At 39.3% G+C, this 15,584-nt stretch carries 16 protein-coding genes and 1 riboswitch; of the genes, 9 read left to right on the top strand and 7 right to left on the bottom strand.

Features of this window, described 5'->3' with window-relative positions; translation table 11 throughout:
- Positions 1-63 precede the first annotated feature (63 nt).
- The 5 genes from IMO47_RS06805 to IMO47_RS06825 form a co-directional block, all read right to left on the bottom strand.
- Positions 64-258: a hypothetical protein gene (locus tag IMO47_RS06805; protein ID WP_196077104.1), complete on the bottom strand. Its 195-nt coding sequence runs from the start codon at positions 256-258 to the stop codon at positions 64-66.
- 202 nt (positions 259-460) lie between these two features.
- Positions 461-991: a DUF1543 domain-containing protein gene (locus IMO47_RS06810; RefSeq protein ID WP_196077105.1), complete on the bottom strand. Its 531-nt coding sequence runs from the start codon at positions 989-991 to the stop codon at positions 461-463.
- Between the two features lie 17 nt (positions 992-1,008).
- On the bottom strand, positions 1,009-1,728 hold the full coding sequence (locus IMO47_RS06815) for a type II CAAX endopeptidase family protein (protein WP_196077106.1): 720 nt from the start codon (positions 1,726-1,728) through the stop codon (positions 1,009-1,011).
- Positions 1,729-1,862: 134 nt separating this feature from the next.
- The gene (gene trpB / locus IMO47_RS06820; protein WP_196077107.1) at positions 1,863-3,104 is read right to left on the bottom strand and encodes a tryptophan synthase subunit beta; all 1,242 of its coding nucleotides are present in this window, start codon (positions 3,102-3,104) and stop codon (positions 1,863-1,865) included.
- Entirely contained in the window at positions 3,088-3,738 is a 651-nt protein-coding gene (locus IMO47_RS06825; RefSeq protein ID WP_196077108.1) for a phosphoribosylanthranilate isomerase, read from the bottom strand. Before IMO47_RS06825 ends, trpB begins: the two co-directional genes overlap by 17 nt.
- A 142-nt stretch (positions 3,739-3,880) precedes the next feature.
- Positions 3,881-4,088, top strand: a riboswitch (cobalamin riboswitch).
- 23 nt (positions 4,089-4,111) lie between these two features.
- On the opposite strand from IMO47_RS06825, the gene IMO47_RS06830 reads away from it, so the two are divergent.
- From IMO47_RS06830 to IMO47_RS06865, 8 genes are all read left to right on the top strand, one after another.
- On the top strand, positions 4,112-5,977 hold the full coding sequence (locus IMO47_RS06830; RefSeq protein WP_196077109.1) for a TonB-dependent receptor: 1,866 nt from the start codon (positions 4,112-4,114) through the stop codon (positions 5,975-5,977).
- Positions 5,978-6,085: 108 nt separating this feature from the next.
- Positions 6,086-6,664 carry a cob(I)yrinic acid a,c-diamide adenosyltransferase gene (locus IMO47_RS06835; RefSeq protein WP_196077110.1) on the top strand — a complete coding sequence of 193 codons (579 nt, stop codon included), beginning with the start codon at positions 6,086-6,088 and terminating at the stop codon, positions 6,662-6,664.
- 178 nt (positions 6,665-6,842) lie between these two features.
- Positions 6,843-7,565, top strand: coding sequence for a glycerophosphodiester phosphodiesterase (locus tag IMO47_RS06840; RefSeq protein ID WP_196077111.1), 723 nt, complete (start codon positions 6,843-6,845; stop codon positions 7,563-7,565).
- Positions 7,566-7,919: 354 nt separating this feature from the next.
- Positions 7,920-9,083 carry an acyl-CoA desaturase gene (locus IMO47_RS06845; protein ID WP_196077112.1) on the top strand — a complete coding sequence of 388 codons (1,164 nt, stop codon included), beginning with the start codon at positions 7,920-7,922 and terminating at the stop codon, positions 9,081-9,083.
- A gap of 88 nt (positions 9,084-9,171) precedes the next feature.
- Positions 9,172-9,501, top strand: coding sequence for a DHCW motif cupin fold protein (locus IMO47_RS06850; RefSeq protein ID WP_196077113.1), 330 nt, complete (start codon positions 9,172-9,174; stop codon positions 9,499-9,501).
- Between the two features lie 78 nt (positions 9,502-9,579).
- Positions 9,580-11,037 (top strand): protein adenylyltransferase SelO family protein, encoded by a 1,458-nt coding sequence (locus IMO47_RS06855; protein WP_196077158.1) that lies wholly within the window; start codon positions 9,580-9,582, stop codon positions 11,035-11,037.
- Positions 11,038-11,192: 155 nt separating this feature from the next.
- A complete protein-coding gene (locus IMO47_RS06860) occupies positions 11,193-11,792 on the top strand; it encodes a L,D-transpeptidase family protein (protein WP_196077114.1) in 600 nt (199 codons plus the stop codon).
- A 21-nt stretch (positions 11,793-11,813) separates the two neighbouring features.
- A complete protein-coding gene (locus tag IMO47_RS06865; RefSeq protein WP_196077115.1) occupies positions 11,814-12,197 on the top strand; it encodes an MmcQ/YjbR family DNA-binding protein in 384 nt (127 codons plus the stop codon).
- Between the two features lie 189 nt (positions 12,198-12,386).
- On the opposite strand, the gene IMO47_RS06870 is transcribed toward IMO47_RS06865, so the two are convergent.
- Together IMO47_RS06870 and baeS are read right to left on the bottom strand one after the other, a co-directional pair.
- On the bottom strand, positions 12,387-13,073 hold the full coding sequence (locus IMO47_RS06870) for a response regulator (protein WP_004824972.1): 687 nt from the start codon (positions 13,071-13,073) through the stop codon (positions 12,387-12,389).
- A gap of 15 nt (positions 13,074-13,088) precedes the next feature.
- Positions 13,089-14,822 carry a sensor histidine kinase efflux regulator BaeS gene (gene baeS, locus IMO47_RS06875; protein WP_196077116.1) on the bottom strand — a complete coding sequence of 578 codons (1,734 nt, stop codon included), beginning with the start codon at positions 14,820-14,822 and terminating at the stop codon, positions 13,089-13,091.
- A 137-nt stretch (positions 14,823-14,959) separates the two neighbouring features.
- Between baeS and IMO47_RS06880 the strand changes: the two genes are divergently transcribed.
- The gene (locus tag IMO47_RS06880; protein WP_196077117.1) at positions 14,960-15,580 is read left to right on the top strand and encodes a hypothetical protein; all 621 of its coding nucleotides are present in this window, start codon (positions 14,960-14,962) and stop codon (positions 15,578-15,580) included.
- Positions 15,581-15,584 lie beyond the last annotated feature (4 nt).

Below are 15,584 nucleotides of genomic sequence, written 5' to 3' on the forward strand. Positions count from 1 at the left end.
CTCTCGTTAAACATGTGATCATCTCTTGGATTCAATCCGCTATTGAGACTTAAAACAACAAATTTAGGACTGGTCATCCGAGTTTTGCTGATCAGTATCATTCTCCAATTTATTTTCAGCAATTTTTGCAGCTTCATAACCTGCAAATGCACCTGCCGCTTTTTCCAAAAATCCAGCATCAGGATCTAATTTATCAACCCCTTGCTCTGCAATTACAGCGCCTGCAATTTTACCCAACTCATCCAATAATCCGCTCATTGCCTACACTCCACAGTGTTTTGTTTGAGTTCTCATTGTATGCAGTCACATGCTCAACATTGCGGAGATTCTGTTGTATGAACATGGAGCTTATGAGAGAACAATGCAATGATTTATATCATTTGTTTCTGATTAAGTGACTCTTAATCTTTTAAGGTTGAAATACTACGCCCTTTTCACTGCTCAAATCTGATTGATTCAGCTAAATCGTCAAGTAAGTATTTTCCCACTTATTTTCACAGAATTGACTCAAATCTGTTTTCCTATCTACTTCAATGAGTTCAACATAGCGACCATGTACATGATCAATCGCGAGACAATCATCAATATCTAAAACCCGATCTGTGTGTTGCTTTTGCCAATGGCTGGCAAAATATTGTTTACCTTTGTTTTTTGCTTCAATGCCATCCCGAGCAACCACCAGAACATATCGATGCAACTCGCCAAATTCATGCGCATCATAACCACCCAAGTTAATTAACCACAGTTTGGCATCCGATAGATTCGGTTGAGCATCACTAAAACGAATATGGTATTTCTTATTTTCAAACTCAATAACTTGTAGCTTTTGCCAAGCATCAATGTGCAAACCTTGTTGTTCACCAAACCAAGCATTTTTTAATTGGGGATAAATTTCTTCGAGTGTGTCTCCAACAGCCAAAACCACATCATGGACTTCCATATTGGCACGTGCATGACGACCACCCAACATCACGATAAATAAACTAGACATATGCAATTACTGAACAATTAAGTGAATGTTTGAATAAATTTTAATAATAAAACGCCGCCTAAAGATAATACCGCATTATTGAGAAAATGAATGAGTAATACATGCCATATATTTCTTGTCCATAAATAAATCAAGTTTAAAAATAATCCCGCACTCATAAAGCTGATCGTTGCAACCAAGTTCCCATCAAAATTATGATAATGAATCAAACCAAATAAAATCGAATTCAGCATGATCAAGACCATGCGCCATAACCACGGCTGAATAAATAATTTTTGTAATAAGGTGTAGCGGAACACGATATCTTCTAAAAGTGCGGTGAATAAAGGTCCAAAGCTGATGATCAGCAAACTCAGAAAAGCGATCTGTTCAGGTTCAATATACGGTCTCTCTTCTTGTCTCTCACCCAGAGGAAGAAATTGACGTGTAAGTGAGATGACCACTTGTAATAATATTGCACCCACCACAACCCATATACTTGAACGCCAAAAGGTCTGTTGATACTTTTGCCAATGTGTAAGCAACATATCTTTATATAGGTAACACACTGAAATAAACAACAGTCCGCGAAAAATAGCATCTCCCAAACTGACAGCAATCGAGATTCCAAATATTTTTTCTAAAATAAGACCATTTATAACAATCAATGGGAGAATAGAAACGGCAAAAGTATCTTTCCATCCCCAGATAATTTTTTCAGGGAAATTTTCAGCCCGAACTTTTTGTAAAAAATGCATAACCAACATAATCTTTTATTTTTAGTAGATTTTTCGCAAAATAGCGCAAATTCCAAATACTGTGTATAGGGTGCTTACCATCAAGATATAAAAAAGCCCCTTATAAAAGAGGCTTTCCAAATAAAAATGATGAATTACATTTCCACCATTTCCACACCATCAATACGCGCCACAGTCATTAAATCTTTATCCCCACGACCTGATACGGTTGCAATAATAATTTGATCTTTTGACATCGTTGGTGCCAGTTTGGTGACATAAGCCATCGCATGTGAACTTTCCAATGCAGGAATAATTCCTTCAATATGGGTCAAATCACGGAAACCTTGTAAAGCTTCCGTATCGTTAATTGGTACATAATTTACCCGATGCATATCTTTCAGGAAACTATGTTCAGGTCCTACGCCAGGATAATCCAAGCCTGCTGAAATAGAGTGAGTTTCAATAATTTGACCCTGTTCATCAGACATCAGATAAGTTCTGTTACCATGTAGAACACCGACATGTCCTGCATTGAGTGGTGCTGAATGTTTACCCGTTTCCACACCAAGACCAGCAGCTTCAACGCCATACATTTTCACATCAGGATCATTTAAGAATGGGTAGAACAAGCCCATGGCATTTGAGCCACCGCCCACACATGCCACCAGGGCATCAGGTAAACGACCTGCCTGCTGTTGAATTTGTTGGCGTGCTTCACGACCAATAATCGATTGGAAATCACGTACCAATTGAGGATATGGATGTGGACCCGCAACTGTACCAATCACATAATAAGTCGAGTCTACATTGGTCACCCAATCACGCATTGCTTCATTCATGGCATCTTTCAGTGTTTTAGAACCGCTCTCTACGGGAACAACAGTCGCCCCAAGCAAACGCATGCGATAGACATTCATCGCTTGACGTTTCACATCTTCAGCGCCCATGAAGACAACACATTCAAGACCTAAACGTGCTGCGATTGTCGCTGTTGCAACACCATGTTGCCCTGCACCTGTTTCAGCAATAATACGTTTTTTACCCGAAAGCTTTGCCAACAATGCCTGACCAATTGTATTGTTGACCTTGTGTGAGCCTGTATGATTCAAGTCTTCACGTTTAAGATAGATCTGCGCACCACCCAACTCTTTCGACCATCGTTCAGCATAGTACAAAGGACTAGGACGTCCTACATAATAAGCGAGATCACGGTCGAATTCTGCCAAAAACTGAGCATCATTCTTCATGCGGAAATAGAGCTTCTCTAAATCCTCTAAAGCTGCCATTAAAGTTTCTGACACAAAACGTCCGCCATGGATACCAAAATGCCCGTTTTGATCCGGGAATTGGGTATAGTCAATCACACTATTTTGTTGATTACTTTGCTGATCCACGTTGGACTCCTTGCATAAATCGTTCTACGAGTTGTTGGTCTTTAATACCTTTTGCGGATTCTACGCCTCCGCTCACATCGACTGCATAGGCTTGAGTCGTTTGTATGGCGTTTTCAACATTTTCAGGCTTTAAACCACCTGCCAAAATCAAAGGAATATCAAGTTTAGGGAATTGTGACCAGTCAAAACTGTGCCCTGTTCCCCCTTTCAAGTCAGGATGCCATGCATCTAGAAGCATAGCACTCGCGCCTGCCTGTTGATATGGTCGAATTGTCGCAATAATTTCGGAATGTTCTGCATCAGGTTTGATCTGAATTGCCTTATACCAACGACGCTTATTGTATTGGGCAATCTGTTGGCATTGCTGTGCAGTTTCATCCCCATGAAATTGAATAATATCTAAAGGGACAGACGCCAAGACTTCAGCAATTTCATCTGCACTGGCATTCACAAACAAGCCTACAATATTGATATATGGTGGAATGAGTTGTGCGAGTTGTTGCGCCAGTTCAATTGTCACGTAACGAGGGCTGGGTTTATAAAACACAAAACCAATCGCATCCACACCTGCATTTACAGCAGCATGAATATCCTGTGGTCGTGTAATTCCACAAATTTTGGCACGGGTACGCATAGTTTTGAACTCGAATTTGTTCAGATCAAACTGATTTTTTCAATATTTTGGACAAATCATTGTAAAGCAAATTTATTCACTTGCGTTAAAGTTATATAGGATTATCTGTTTTACATTGTTTATACACTTAACAAACTTTATACTGCACACAAATGCAACAAGTCTAGCTTAAGGCTTTGGGAAGTTGGTGCAAATCCAACACTGCCCCCGCAACGGTAAAATGAAAATATTATTCTTTATAAGTCAACTGACTTACACCACTGCAATGTTTTGTGGGAAGGTGGAATAATCTGAATCGTTTCAGATTCTATATTTAAGTCCGGATACCAGCTTGTTGTGCCCTTAAACTCAATCATTCACGGGGAGTGAATGTATGGAGCATATCATGTCTGTTATTTTTAAACCTACTGCACTTGTAGGTGCTGTCGCTTTTGCGATGGGGTTATCTTCTACTGCATTTGCTGAACAGCAAGACCAGACTTCTAATTCGACAGCATCCTTGTCACCGATTGTTGTGACAGCCACTCGTTCCGAAGAAAGTCTAAAAAATATTCCTGTTCGACTTACTGTAATTGATCAAAAAACAATTGAACAAAACCCATTACTGAATGTTTCAGATGTCATCCAAAGAGATCCTGCTGTTTACATTAAGCAAAGTGGTGGTATTGGACAAGTTTCAGAAATTGCACTTCGTGGCACTAAAGCAGTACATACATTGGTTTTAAAAGACGGCGCTCGTCTAAATAGTCAAAATGAACTTGGGCCTTTATATCCTGCGTTCTTGGATACAACGGATGTTCAACAGATTGAAATTTTAAAAGGTCCAGCTTCGGTTCAATATGGCAGTGATGCCATCGGTGGGGTTGTTCAGCTCATTTCAAAAAAACCAGTTAAATCTGGTGCTGAATTAACAGGCATCTACGGTGAAAATAATACTTACAAAGCCATTGCAAAAGCAGACCTAGTGACTGATCAAGGCTTTTATGCACAAGTTGGTGGACAGCGTTTAGAAAGCGACGGTACACGTATTTTTGAAAGTCAGCCAAAAAATGAAAAAGCTAGCTTTGATCAAAAAGGCTACAATGCAAAATTTGGTTATTCACAAGAAGATGTCGTTGACGCTTATGCATCAATCAGTGAAAACAAAGGTACAAATATTTTTAGTAATGACTACATTGTCAACACATCACCACGTGAATTTGAAAATCGTGTGATCAATGCAAAAGTCGCTTATAATATTTTGCCTGAACTAATTGTAAATGCACAATATTCGAATGTTCAAGACAAACAAAATGTTCCAGCTTATGCATCGCATTACAACACTGAGAATAATCAGGGCGATTTAAACTTAAAATGGAAATTTACACCAAATCAAAATATTTTGGTGGGTGCAACATACAACGATGCAAATTATAAAAGTAATACGATTCTAAAAAATGACCAAAGTGTGAATAGCACTGGCTATTATTTACAGCATCAATTTAAAAATGAGTTGTTTGATACCCAGGCTGGTATTCGTGTAGAAGATAATGAACGTTTTGGTACGCATACTGTAGGACAAGGTGCCGTACGTTATCACTTCTTACCGAATGCAAGTGTATATGCCAATATTGGTAGTGCTTTCCGTGCACCAACCTTAAATGAGTTATATTCGCAATGGGGTGGAAATGAGAAGTTAAAGCCAGAAGAAAGTACATCTTATGAACTTGGTTTTGATTATGATTTAACATCAAACATCAGCACAAATATTTCTGCTTATCATACTAAAATCAAAAATTTGATTATTTACAATTATCCTGCGGGTAATGAGAATGTTGATCAAGCTAAATTTACTGGCGGCGAAGCTGAAGTTAAATGGCATCAAGATGATTTATTTCTCTCTACTGCATACGCTTATGTAAAAACAGAGAACAATAAAGATGGCAATGAAATTGCTTATCGTCCTCGCCAGACTTTAACGCTTACCACTGGTTTAGAAAATACAACTTATGGTATTAGTGCTTCACTCATTGCACGAGCGAAAGCTTATGCAGATGCCGCCAATAAAACTCGTGTCCCTGGTTATGCAACTGTGGACTTAAATGCTTATTGGAATGCAACACCGAATGTTAAAGTTTTTACCAACATTCAAAATGTGGGTGATGTTGAATATCGTGAAGTTTTCAATAATTATCCATCACAAGATTGGTATATCAATAGTGGGCGTCAAGCTTCAGTGGGGGTAACTTTCCGTTACTAAAAGTTAGACTCAAAAAAATATCTAAAACAGCGCAGTTTATGGATAATGTTTTGACCGACATTATCCTTTTTTATTCTTTAGCTTTTCATTTAAATCCAGGACAAAATCATGGGACATCGCTTAAGTAAAATTTACACCCGTACAGGTGATTCAGGAACAACTGGTTTAGGAGATGGCTCTCGTGTACCCAAAGATGACTTACGTATTACCGCTTTAGGTGATGTGGATGAGCTGAATTCAATTGTCGGTGTATTACGTTCACAAATTTCAATCAGTGATATCACGGATAAAGGAGATTGGGACAAATCGCTCAGTTTAGTTCAACACTGGCTGTTTGATTTGGGTGGTGAAGTATGTATTCCCAATTACAACTTGCTACAGCCTGTTTGTGTGGAATTTCTAGAAAATGAAATTGATAGAATGAACGAAGACCTGCCGATGCTGAAAGAGTTTATTCTTCCTTCAGGCACCTTGGCATGTAGTTATGCTCATCAGGCACGTGCAGTATGTCGTCGTGCTGAACGTAGCCTCATGACTGTACATAGCAGAGACCAGAATATTCAAGCCACAGCCTTACAATTGCTCAATCGTTTGTCAGATTGGTTGTTTGTTGCTTCACGTACACTTCAACGTGCAGAAGGTGGCAGTGAAGTGCTTTGGCAAAAGAACATCAACGATACAATTTAAACATCACTGATCATTCATTGATGGTTTCTGGACAGTATGATCAAGGTGTAGCCCTATTAGTGGAATAGGGCTAAAACACAAGTTTTCAGTTAAAGATTAAAATTTCATCACGAGTCAAAATGATCTAACGATCAGGCTTATGTGATGGGATCGATAATCTGAGTATCGAGTACATTCTATGAAAATTATCGGACATCGTGGCGCACGTGGCGAAGCACCTGAAAACACATTGGGTGGTTTTCAATATATTCATGACTTGGGCATTCGTGCGGTCGAGTTTGATGTCCGACAATTAAAAGATAATGCACTGATTATTATGCATGACGATAATTTCTTAAGAACCACAGGAATTGATCAACCACTTTATGCTTTAGACAGTACACAACTGGCACCTTTTAATCAAGCCAGCATATGGATGGATTGGGAAAAGCAAATCACGCCGACTTTAAGCCAAAGTCTAAATATCATGCATGATTTTGAACATATTGAAGTCGAGGTGAAGGCTGTTGAAAGTCTAGAAGATGCTGAAAAACTGACCATTGAATTACAACAACAGCTTAAGGATTTTAAACATACTGCGGTCATCACCAGCTTTGATTTAAAAATACATCAGGTTTTACAGCAGCAGCAATCTGAGTTTAAACGTGGTTTACTGATCGAAAGGGACATTCAAGAACAGGCGATTGAACAAGCTTTAGAACTGGATTGTTGCCAAATTGGCTGGATGAATCAGTTGGCAAGCGATGCGATACTTCAAGCAACCCAAGCAGCAGGTTTAAATATCAGTGTTTGGACCGTGAATGATATCCAACGTGCTCAGCATTTACGCGATCTAGGCATCCAAGGATTAATTACTGATTTTCCAAAAATGATGCAAAATGCTTTAGGTCAGGTGCAATAATTCAGAATAAATGAGACATGCAAAACCGGCTTTCGTTTACAGTGTTAAAAGCGCTTAAACTCAAAACTTCGACTATTCAATCACTACAGACTATGAAGCTACAACGATTATTGCGACTAAAATCTTCTATACATATGTGACAATGAAATACGACTTTTTAATCATTCATTTTTTTCGATCAAACCGCTAGAATTTGTGTTTTATTCTGTTACTGTTTTATACAATACAGATGTACACTAATACTAGTGAACAGATGTTCGCCCATGATACTATCCCTGAAAGTATAGCCTAGAAAATGCTGAAGCTATGCGTTTAACTTTTACCTAATGAAGGTTCTTAGGAGTGCTGTTGGAGATGAATGCTCCCCTACCCAAAGCCCCAATAAATTGGATCGGTGTTTTTGCCTTGGTATTCCTACCACTTGTGGCATTGATCGCGATTCCATTGTATGCCTACCATCATGATTTTAGTATGGCAGCTTGGATTAGTTTATTCGTTTTACTCGGTCTCAGTAGTTTAGGCATTACTGCGGGTTACCATCGCTTATGGGCACACCGTGCTTATGAAGCGACTTTACCTCTTAAAATTATTTTGATGATTATGGGAACATTTGCTGTTCAAAACAGTATTTTGTTCTGGGCTTCCGGTCACCGTACCCATCACCGTCATGTCGATGATGTTGATCAAGATCCATATTCAATTAACAATGGCTTTTGGTATGCACACATTGGCTGGATGTTACGCAACTACCCTGCTGCAGAAGCAAATTACAAAAATGCACCAGACTTATTGAATGATAAAGTGGTGATGTTCCAGGACAAATATTACATTCCATTGGTCATTGCGGTTCACGCAGCCATTCTGCTCCCATTGGGTTGGGCTGTAGGTGACATGTGGGGCGTATTACTCTTAGGTGGTTTACTTCGTTTAATCATCAGCCATCATGTAACCTTCTTTATCAACTCTTTATGTCATATGTGGGGCAAACGTCCTTATACAGACGAAAATACTGCACGTGATAACTTCCTGCTTGCCATTGCGACATGGGGTGAGGGTTATCATAACTACCACCATATTTTCCAATACGATTATCGTAATGGCGTGAAATGGTGGCAATATGATCCAACCAAATGGTTGATCTGGTCCTGTTCTAAAATTGGTTTAGCAAAAAATCTTCGTCGTATTCCAAGCTTTAATATTAAAAAAGCAGAATTAGCAATGAAGTTTAAATATGCTGAACAGGATTTAGCGATTTACGGTCACAATGTAAATGCTGACATTTTAGCCATGAAACAAAAAGTCTCTCAAGAATATGAAGCCTTTACCCATACATTAAACGATTGGGCGGCTTTAAAAGAGCAAGAACTACAAGCAAAAAAAGCCTCGGTTGCTGAAAAAATCCACCAAATGGATGTCAAGCTTAAAGTTGATTTCCAGTTGGTAGAACAAAAGTTGGCTTTCCATCGTGAACGCTTAGAAACATTGATGCGTGGTATTAAAAAGAACGTGGTTTCTTAATCCATCGTTCAGCAAAAGAAAAGCTCCAACTGGAGCTTTTCTTTTGCCTAATTTTTTTCGTGATTTAACTCCAAACTGAGAAACAGACATGCAGATCAATAACATCCCTTTTGGCATCACCAACTGGACAGAGATTCCGACCACGCATCACCAAGGTGAACAAGGTTTTGCACTTTGGCGTACTCAACAATTTGATCAAATTCGTGTTCGAATGGTCGAATACTCTGCAGGATATCTGGCAGATCACTGGTGCTTGAAAGGTCATATCCTTTTTTGTTTAGAGGGTGAGTTACACACCGAACTTGTAGATGGCCGTACATTTACTTTAACGGCAGGTATGAGTTATCAAGTTGCAGACCAAGCGGAAGCACATCGTTCCTCAACCACATTGGGCGCAAAATTATTTATTGTTGACTAAATCAGTCGGCATTCGCCCATGTCATTAAAATTTTGCTATATTGATCAAGTCATGATTTATCCATTGCGATCAACTGCTATGTACTTCAATCCTCGTTATCCCACGTTGAATCCAAAACTATACCATGAGCAAATGCCCAACCCACTTCAGGGGGCCAAAGCAGGACATTTTAATCTTGCACTCGCTGATGAATTGCAATGGTCTGAAGAGGAAAAAACGCAGTGGGTCGAGATTTGCAGTGGGCAAAAAACATTCCCAGAATTCCATCCTTTAGCGATGGTCTATGCAGGACATCAGTTTGGTCAATGGGCTGGTCAGCTGGGTGATGGTCGGGGTTTGCTGATTGCGCAAATTCTCAATCGCCATCATCAAACCATTGATCTGCATTTAAAAGGCGCGGGCTCTACGCCCTACTCTCGCATGGGCGATGGTCGAGCTGTACTTCGTTCCGTCATCCGTGAGTATTTGGCAGGTCATGCCTTGAATTCGCTTGGTGTCCCCTCTAGTAACGCCGTAGGTTTTACCTCATCAAATCAAGGTGTTCAACGTGAGAAACTCGAACTCGGCGCAATGATGTTACGTACTTCTGATTGTCACATCCGTTTAGGTCATTTTGAATGGATCAACCAATACCAACCAGATTTACTGGCTGAATTTACCCAAAAATGTATTGAATGGCATTACCCTGAGTGTTTAGCGCTTCAAAAAACAGGAACTGAAAATCACATCTTGGCCTTTGCACGCAAAGTGATTCAAAATACAGCCATCATGATTGCCAAATGGCAGTTGGTTGGCTTTGCGCATGGAGTGATGAATACTGACAATTTAAATATTACTGGTTCGACACTCGATTTTGGTCCTTATGGTTTTATGGAAAGATTCCGCCCAAACTGGATCAATAATCACAGTGATTATAACGGACGTTACACTTATCAAAACCAACCCAGCATCGCACATTGGAACTTATGGAATTGGTTGAACAATTTAATTCCACTTGCCCATCCCGAAACAAAAGAACAATTTAAACAGGATTTGGTTGAATGTTTAGAAGATTTTGAACCTACTTTTCTAAAACATTATACACAGGGCCTCTGTCAAAAACTTGGACTGCCAGACTTTCACAAAGACAGTTTTGACTGCGGAATGAGCTTTTTAAGAATTTTACAAAGTGAACAACTTGACTATACCGGCAGTTTTATTCGTTTACAAAATAAGCAGTATGAAGCCATTCAAGATGATTGCTTAGATCGCCATCAATTTGAAGTATTTTTGAATCAATACCAAAGTATTCGTGAACATCAGGATCTAGATGTATTGGATGCTGAGATGAAGCAAGTCAATCCAGTTTATATTTTGAGAAATCATATGGCTCAAAAAGCCATTGAACAGGCTGAACGAGATGATTTTTCTGAGGTCGACCGTTTATTTAAATTATTAAGCCAACCTTTTAAGCGTCAGCTTGATTTAGAAACCGCCGCAGATTTAGCGCCTTTAGCAAGCGACTTACCAGAAGTCATGGTAAGTTGCTCTTCATAAATATATTGAGGACAATCATACTTACCCACAATTTCTGTGGATAACCATGTGTTTATCCACAGGATAAATCAATAATCACAATTCAGCTACAACGTGCTGGTTTAAAATGCGTAAAATTTAGGCAAGACATCGCTTTGCAACATCTATACTTTACAATGAATAAAAAATACCTCTTTTCAATTTGTACGGTTTTAATCCTGATCATCACGAGCGGATGGATTTATCAAAAATATAATCAATTTATTCCAACAGCCACTGCTGCAATCCATGTCAAAAATTTAACCCTGCAAGATATCAATCATATTCGTCAAAACACCCCGATTACAGAGGTTAAAGTTTATAAGTCTGCTCGCATTGTCCAATTGATGCATCATGATCAAAAAATTCAAAGCTATCCAATGCGTTTAGGTTTTACCCCACAAGGTCATAAAGTACAGGAAGGGGATGGAAAAACACCTGAGGGGCAATATATTTTAGATTGGCGCAATCCCAACAGCGCCTTTTATAAATCATTGCATGTATCTTATCCAAATCAACAAGATCTCGTCCAAGCCAAACATCTGGGTGTTTCCGCAGGGGGGGATATTATGATTCACGGCTCTGCAACCATTTCACAGGTCGAGAAAATGCCAAGTTTAATGAATTATTTACCTCGAAATGACTGGACATGGGGCTGCATTGCCGTTAGAAATGTTGATATGGATGAAATCTGGAAACTTGTGGATGATGGAACAATGATTCGCATTTACCCATAATTGAATTAAAAAGAGAACATCATGACTGGTGATGAAATTCGGAAAATCGCTTTTAATTTTGCAACTCAATTGCCAAAATCAGAATTAGACTATCCATTTGGTGAAGATATTCCTGTCTTTAAAGTGCTTGGTAAAGTGTTTATGTTAAGTTTTGAATTGCATGGTCAAAAAGTCATTAATTTAAAGGTTCAACCTGAGCATGGTGAAATGCTGAGAGATGTGTATCCCTCAATTAAAGTAGGTTATCACATGAATAAACGCCACTGGATTTCGGTTTATGAAGGCGATCAAATTCATGCCGATTTGATTCAGGACTTGGTCGAGACTTCCTATGAATTGGTCAGCAAAACGCTGACTAAAGCTCAAAAACAGGTTTTAGCAATCCATCAACAGATCCAGTCATAAGAATGTTCAACGATTTGACGACTCAGCCGGATCAATACAAATTGTTTATCTGCATCACAATATGTGAGTTATACTCCATTCAAATGCTTGTTTTTTCAGCATTGATTTCAACATTTGTACACATTTACCCACAATATCTGTGGATAAACCTGTGTTTATCCACAATGTGAATTAAAAAATGCTGGAAACTTAATCTTCTGGATATTCAAAACGATAGCCTACACCATAAACAGCTTGTACCCATTCATGGCGGTTTCCTGTTTCAGCAGCTTCCGAAATTTTTCTTCGTAAGTTCTTGATATGACTATCAATAACACGGTCAGCCACATCAAAACTGTCTGGATTGATATGATCTAAAAGTTGAGCTCTTGAGTAGACTTGACCTAAATGTTCGAGGAAAAGCTCTAAAAGACGAAATTCGGTTGGTGTTAAATTCAACGATTTTTGTTGATACCAGATACGTTGTTGTGCTTTATCAATTCTGAATAAATCATTGGCTTCAGGTTCAGCCTTGCGTTCTAAACGGCGCAACACAGCTTGTACACGTGCAACCAGTTCTTTCGGACTAAATGGTTTACATACATAATCATCAGCCCCCATGTTTAGTCCCAATACGCGGTCAATTTCTTCAGTTCGTGCAGTCACCATAATGATCGGTAAATCTGTTTGTTCACGCACTTTACGACAGATGGTAAGACCATCCATACGTGGCACCATCAAATCCAGAACCATGAGACTTGGTTTACGTTGCTGAAAACTCTCATAAGCTTCCTGACCATCATGAAACATACTGACTTCAAAGCCTGCCGCTTCTAGATAATCCCGCACCAATTGCGCAAGTTCAACTTCATCTTCTACCAGCATGATATGTTTCATGTTGTGTTATTCCTTTTAAACTTTCGTATGTTTTGAAAATGTCAATTTACAACGCAAACCACCTAAAGGTGAATGATCAAAAGTTAATTGTCCACCCAGCGCTTGCGCAATTTTACCAGATAATGCCAAACCTAATCCTGTTCCACCTGTACTGCGGGTCCTTGAATCATCGACACGATAGAAACGTTCTCCCAAACGTGCAATCTGTTCATCGCTCAAGCCGAGCGGGCTATCATCGACAATCACACTCCATGAGTCCGCATCTTGTTCAGTGTGTACATGAACTTCACCGCCTGCTTCAGTATATCGGATACTATTTCCCAGTAAGTTGACCATAATTTGCTTAAAACGATCTATATCTAATTGTAATTTTGCCCCTTCACCTGTCGCTGAGACATTGAGATTGGCTTGTTCAAACTTGGGTTTAAAGTTATCAATTTCCTGTAAAACCACAGACCATGGATCAACTTCTGCAAAATAACATTTCAATTGTTGCGCTTCTGCCTGTGCCAAATCGGCTAAATCTTGAGTCAGTTTTTTCAAACTTGTGACCTGACGTAGCATGGCAGCAAAATGTTCTGGAGTAGGCTTACGAATCCCATCCTGCATTGCTTCAATTTGTGCCTGTAATACAGCCAGTGGCGTTTTTAATTCATGTGAAGTGTCTGCAACCCATTGTCGACGAGACGTTTCATGCTGATCTAGAATCACTGCCAATTGATTGAGTTCTGTAGATAAATCACCAAGCTCATCATTTCGTTTAATCGCAACTTGATGTTGGAAATTACCTTTGGTAAGTTCACGTGTGCCATTGAGTAAGCGTTGAATTGGTGTTTTAAAATAGGTCGCTAAAAGTAATGCTGCAACCAAACTCGACAGGAATGTAAAAATATAGATCAGCACCAAATAACGTTTTTGGCTACTAAAGAAATTGATGCTCGATGCATCATCTTCATCCAGAACAGGTTTAAGCCCTAAGTAACCCACCACTTGTTCATTGACGATAATTGGACGGTAAGAGACTTGATCATCTGAAGGTTCACCCAATACAAACTGATGTTTGGCATCATATAAAGAAAGACGTGAACTCAATCCTAAACGGTCTGGCATGGATACAAACATTTTCTTACCATTTTTTGGACTGACCATGCGCATTGGATCACGCATGGAAGATTCTTTTCCCTGAGCAGGAGGGTTTTCATGACCTCCCCCGATATGCCCCTTGTCCATCGGTGGCTTAGTTTTACGATCAGAAGGTTTAAATAAATTTTGATTCGAACTCAATGGAAATTTCAAACCTTCAAAAGGCTGATAGGCTGAAGGTAAGTTTTCTTCAAGAATTTTTATTTCTTCTTTGTCTAATTGGGATTTTGGCGTAGTACCTTCAGTTTGTCCCAAAGTCGCCATCATCGTATGTTCTTTAAAATAACGTTGCTGTAAAGCAATATCGTACTGACGACGCAACCACCACCGTGACAGCTTATCGTAATCATCTGGCGCAGCATCGCCTTCAATCTGTAAAATTTGTGCCTGAACTGCATTTCCCCAGTCTTGATATACACCATAAACATCTGCCAAATTCTCAATCAAATGATCAAGTTTTTGCATTTCAACATCAGCAACATATTTAGCAAAGTTTTTCTGCATGGTCCAATGCAATACACTTAAACTTACTGTAGTAATCACCAATGTCGTCAATAACACAGTAAGAAATAGGCGTAAAGCGATGGGGACTCGGCGTATTTTCAAAACTCATCTCACGTTTTTCTTCGCATTTCAATATTGTACCCAACACTTGCTTAAAATACTCTCCATTGTTTCTACATCATTATTATTTAATCTTTACTGTATTCACAGAACATAGAATATTCATTGGAGTAGTAACAATGAAAGCGATCACAAAAATCACATTATTGTCAGCAAGTATTTTGAGCATGGGGGCTTTAACAGCCTGTCAATCGAATCCAGGTCCAAAAGACAGTCCAGAAGGTCGTTCTATGATGCATGGCGGACATCATAAAATGTCTCCTGAACAACGTGAAGAAATGAAAAAAATGCGTGCGCAGCATAAAGAGATGCGTCAGCAAATGCAAAAAGCCTGTGATGGTAAAGCCATTGGTCAAAGCATTCAGGTCAAAGCAGGTGAACAAAGCATTGATGGGACATGCAACCTTGTATTCAAAGCAGATCGTAAAGCGATGAGAGAAATGAAGCAGGATTTTCGTCGTGATGGAGAAGATCGTGGACATATGATGCGTCACGATGGTCCGCGTATGAAAGATATGACAGACGAACAGCGTGCTCAAATTCAACAGGAATTTGCACAAAAACGTGCAGAACGTAAAGCACAATGGGACGCGATTCAAAAGGCTTGTGCCGGTCAAAGCAATGGAAAAGCCATTCAAGTGAAAATCGGTGACAAAACCTTAGATGGTCAATGTGTTGTTAAATTCCAACCCGATTTTAAAGCAGACCGAGCAATGCCTGTCATGCCACCAAAATTATAAACGA

The sequence above is a fragment of the Acinetobacter sp. Res13-Abat-PEC15-P4-01 genome, from assembly GCF_015676285.1.
Lineage (GTDB): Bacteria > Pseudomonadota > Gammaproteobacteria > Pseudomonadales > Moraxellaceae > Acinetobacter > Acinetobacter nematophilus.